At 64.5% G+C, this 4874-nt stretch carries 5 protein-coding genes; all 5 read left to right on the plus strand.

Annotated features, from left to right (window positions below; all coding sequences use genetic code 11):
* On the plus strand, nucleotides 1-1430 hold a 1430-nt coding region (locus AC1DS3_RS35215), incomplete at its 5' end, for a choice-of-anchor Q domain-containing protein (RefSeq protein ID WP_477129004.1).
* A 166-nt stretch (nucleotides 1431-1596) separates the two neighbouring features.
* Nucleotides 1597-2094, plus strand: a complete 498-nt coding sequence (locus tag AC1DS3_RS35220) for a hypothetical protein (protein ID WP_477129005.1) — start codon at nucleotides 1597-1599, stop codon at nucleotides 2092-2094.
* 46 nt (nucleotides 2095-2140) lie between these two features.
* Entirely contained in the window at nucleotides 2141-2926 is a 786-nt protein-coding gene (locus AC1DS3_RS35225) for an outer membrane lipoprotein-sorting protein (protein ID WP_477129006.1), read from the plus strand.
* A gap of 18 nt (nucleotides 2927-2944) precedes the next feature.
* Complete coding sequence (locus tag AC1DS3_RS35230) at nucleotides 2945-3769, plus strand: hypothetical protein (RefSeq protein WP_441640742.1); 825 nt, start codon at nucleotides 2945-2947, stop codon at nucleotides 3767-3769.
* Nucleotides 3770-3771: 2 nt separating this feature from the next.
* The coding region (locus AC1DS3_RS35235) for a c-type cytochrome (RefSeq protein WP_477129007.1) at nucleotides 3772-4874 on the plus strand (1103 nt) is incomplete at its 3' end.

Raw genomic sequence — 4874 nt, forward strand, 5'->3', positions numbered from 1 at the left:
CCGATGTACAGCGCAGTCCCAATGATGCGTCGAAGTGGTACCGGGTTTCCGTCACCAACAACATCATCGCGAACAACGTCGCGGGGTGGGCAGGGGGCGGCGTGTCGATCCAGGATGCGGTGGGCGTCAACTTCATCAACAACACCATCGTTTCCAACGACGCGACGGCGTCGGCAGGCGTACTCTTCAACACGCCCGCAGCCGCTCAGTCCAATGTACCTCCGCCGACGAAGTGCACCACGGTGGGCGCGGAAACAACTTGCGATCCGATCACCACGTCGACCTACCAGCCGGCTGGTCTCGAGACGGCGCGGCACACGCCGAACTTCATCGCAGCGTTCAGCAATGCAGGGGTAACCTGCCCGGTTGGAACCTCTGCCTGCACGACGTTCTCGAACCCGGTGATGGCCAACAATTTGTTCTGGCAGAACCGTTCGTTCTATATCACGGTGGGCGGCCTCAATCCGTCGATCCCTGGCTTGCAGAACGTGGTGACGCTGAATCCGACGCTAAACCAGGCCGGGAAGACGACGGGCTATTGCGATCCCAAGGCTATCTACTGGGACATCGGCGCCTTTGGCGACTCCGGACCGAGCAAGCATGAGTCGGGCCTGACGCTCAGTCCGCAATTCTCGATCCTGACTGACGCCGCCGACTACCAGGGGGCAAGCAACCTGGGTTCCAACCCCGCTGTTGTCAGCCAGTACTGCAATGGCTCGCGGGTGCCGCCGGAAGGTGGAGGGGTCGGATTCGCCGTGCCGCCGGGCATCTCGGATACAGTCTTGCCCAACCCGCTCTTCGGCCTGATGCCGACGGCGACCCCGGATGAAGGCAACCAGTGGATCAATATGTCCTACGGACCGCTCTCCCTGTTCAACGCCAGCATCTCGTCTGGCAGCCCGGGCTACAACGTGCCGCTTGGCAACTACGCGATCGCGTCGGGTTCGCCGGCAATCGACGCCGCCACCGACGCGGGTGCCCCGAATCACGACTTCTTCGGTACCGCCCGGCCGCACGGCACGAAGTTCGATATCGGCGCGGTCGAGTTCGTGGCAAGCGCCGCTTCCGGCGCGAGCCTGACGCCGCCGACCCAGGACTTCGGCAGCGTCGAGCGGGGCGAGGCAGGGCCGGTTCATGTCTTTACGCTGAAGAATACGGGAGGCGTACCGTTGACAGGCATTGCGAACCCGGCGATCACGGTGGATAGCGCGAACTTCGTCATCGTTGCACAGCAGACGACCTGCGGCACCGTCAACCCGAACGCGGGTAGCAGGATCACCAGCCTGGCTCCGAACGGCACCTGCGCCATCGCCGTGCGGTTCAGGCCTAGCTTCCGCGACGCGGTGAACTCGGCTCAGAAGGGGACGCTCAGCATTACCGATAGCGCTGGTACGCAGAGCTCGGCCTTGACTGGCGTGGCAATACGTTAGGAGAAGGGGGAGGAGCGCGAGGTGGAAAGCGGGGAGGGGAGCGGCTCTGGGCGCCCCCTCCGGCATCGAGGAGCCAGGAACAGGCGAGCAACAGGTGAGCAACAGGTGAGCAACAGGTGAGCGCCAGGGGTGACATAAGAAGATGTCCAGCCATGCCAGAAACTTGATGACGATCGCGATGTTGCTCGYCGGTGGCGTCTGGGCGGGTAGGGCCTTGGCGGACTCGGCCTTCCCGCTGGAGGCGCCTTCGGCGGCGCTGACACATGCGCCTTCGCCGTCCGCCAGGACCTCGCCCTATACGCCGGTGAAGCTGCCAAAGCATGCGAAGGCCTACTACGATCTCTACGGCGGTGTCGAGGATCTGCACGTGCGCCGGACCGCGTCGGGCAACCTGATTCGCTTCAGCTACCGCGTTACCGACCCGTGGATCGCCAAGATCCTGAGCGACAAGAATGCAACGCCCTACCTGTTCGGGAGAAGGAGCCAGGCGCTTCTCCAGATACCGGTCATGGACAAGATCGGCCAGCTTCGTCAGTCGGGCCCGCTGACGGTTGGCCAGGAATACTGGATGGTGTTTTCCAACAAAGGCAACCTGATTAAAACCGGGGACCGCGTCAACGTGATGATCGGTTCCTTTCATATCGACGGCCTGGTGGTTGAATGAACGCGCGCGGGCGCGATCTTTTAGGCATGGATTGGGGGGTGTGCTCATGAACCGAATTCTCTTCCTGGCATTGGGCCTGGTGTCGCTGGCGGGATCCGCCGGCGCGGCGACGGAAAGCGCGCCAGGGAGCCGGCTGACGGCCGCCCAGATCGCCGACCGGAATGTGGCTGCCCGTGGCGGGCTTGAAGCCTGGCGGGCGGTCAACAGCCTGACCCTGTCGGGCCAGCTCGATGTTGGCGGGAAGAAGGACGTGAAGCTGCCGTACGTGGCGACCATGAAGCGGCCGCACAAGAGCCGGTTCGAGATCCGCTTCCAGGACCAGACGGCCCTGCAGGTCTACGACGGGGTGCAGGGGTGGAAGGTCAGGCCCTTCCTGGGGCGCGACGAGGTCGAGCCGTACACGGCCGCTGAAGCCAAGGTGGCCGCGACGTCGGCGGAGCTGGACGGCCCGCTGGTCGACTATGCCAGGAAAGGCACCAAGGTCGAAGTGCAGGGCATGGAGTCCGTGGAGGGGCACCAGGCCTACAGGCTCAAGCTGACCATGAAAGACCACGTGGAACGGCGCCTGTGGGTGGATGCAACGAGTTTCCTTGAACTGAAGATGGAAGGCGAGCCACGGAAGCTGGACGGCAGAATGCATAACGTCGCCATCTACTACCGGGATTACAAGGCGGAGGGCGGGCTGAAGATTCCGCATGTCATGGAAACCGCCGTTGAAGGCGTCCAGAAAACCCGCAAKATGACCATCGAGCGTGTGGCGCTGAATCAGCCGGTGGACGATGCCATGTTTGCGAAGCCGCMGCTGGCGTCGGCCAGGCTACCCGGCAAGTAAGGGGGAGGGGCCATGATGATAAGACGGATCGCCCTTGGGGTGCTCGCCGTTCTTGCCTCGGCGCTGGTGACGGCGGCGGAGCCATTGACGGCGCCGGATCTGAGCGTAGCCCAGATTGTGGAGAAGAACGCCGCCGCCAAGGGAGGGCTGGATGCCTGGCGCAAGATCCAGACCATGGTCTGGGTCGGGCATGTGGAGAGCGCGAGCGCGCCTGCGCGCTTCATGCTGGCGATGAAGCGTCCGAACAAGACGCGCTTCGAGATCACGGCGCTCAATCAGATGGCCGTGCGCGTCTTCGATGGCAGTCATGGCTGGAAAGTCCACCCGACCCAGGCCGGCAAGCCGAATCTGCAGCCCTACACGACGGAGGAGCTGAAGTTCGCTCAGGACGAGCAGGTCATCGATGGACCGCTGATGGACTACGAGGCCAAGGGCATTGCCGTGAAGAGCGAGGGTGTCGATGAGGTCGAAGGGCGCAAGGCATACCGCCTTCGCATCCGGCTGCCCTCGGGCGGCAGCCGCCTGCTGTGGATCGACGCGAAGACGTTCCTGGAAATCCGGTACGACCGGGAGTCCCGCAACGTGCTCGGCCAGTCGCACACGGTGACGGTCTTCTACCGCGACTACAGGACGATCGACGGATTGCAGATACCCTGCACCATCGAAAGCGGGGTGGCGACGGCCCAGGCAAAGGACAGGCTCGTGATCGACGAAGTCTCGTTCAACCCGGCGCTGGGAGACTGGATGTTCGCCAAGCCAGGCACACCGAGGCAGGACAAGCCGCTTTCGATTGATGCCGAGGCGCAGCCTGGATCGGACAGCATGGTCCGGCGGGCGCCATAGTCATGGTCCGGGGGCTGCTCGCCAGCGTACGAGGGCGGAGATCCGCCCTGCGGACGCTCGTTGCGTGCGCCCTGGCCGCCGCGGCGACGGCGTTCGGCGGGCAGGCAGGCGGCGCTCCGGCGGCGGATGCTGGCGCACCGATCTTCCTGCGCGGTGTGCTGCCTTCTGGCGCGCCGCTCGAGGCGGTCCGCGACGGCGGCATGCGCATGCAGGGGGCCGCCGCGGCTTGCGTCAATTGCCACCGGCGTAGCGGCCTTGGCGCCAAGGAAGGCTTTGGCACCGTACCGCCGATCACCGGGCGGTATCTCTTCCACCCGCGCGCCAAGAGCCTCGACGACCTCTACCTGCCTTTCGTCGAAGGCATGCGGGCCGATCGCGATCCGTACACCGACGAGACCATCGCCAGGGCCATCCGCGAAGGCCTCGACTCCGAAGGCCGGCCGCTGAACTACCTGATGCCGCAGTTCGCGCTGAACGACGCMGACATGGCCGTACTGATCGCGTACCTGAAGCGGCTGGACCAGCGCAGGCCGTCCGRGGTCACGGATACCGTGCTCCACTTTGCCACCATCGTCACGCCGGACGCCGATCCCGTGAAACGACGCGGCATGCTGGATGTGCTCGAGCACTACTTCGCCGACAAGAATACCTTTCCGCTCGGGCCGACTCCCGCGCTGCGTGCATCGCGCAAGATGATGTTCATGGTCAATCGCCGCTGGCAACTGCATGTCTGGGAACTGACCGGCCCGGAAGCGACCTGGCAGGATCAGCTCAGGCGGCATATGGCGGCGCAACCGGTCTTCGCCGTGGTGTCAGGGCTCGGTGGCAGGAACTGGGCGCCGGTACACGCATTCTGCGAGCAGGAGGCGGTGCCATGCCTGTTCCCGAATGTGGAGGTGCCGGTCAATGGCGATGCCGACTTCTATTCCCTGTACTTCTCCAGCGGCGTGTTGCTGGAAGCGGAATTGATCGCGAAGCGGATCCTGGATGGGGGAGGTGGCAAGGCGACAAAGCCGGTGCGGCAGTTCTATCGTGCCGGTGACAGCGGGGAGGCGGGCGCCAGGGCCCTTGCCGCGGCACTGAAGCGGCACGGCGTCCCCGTGTC

It is taken from the genome of Cupriavidus sp. 01L46 (genome assembly GCF_056399905.1).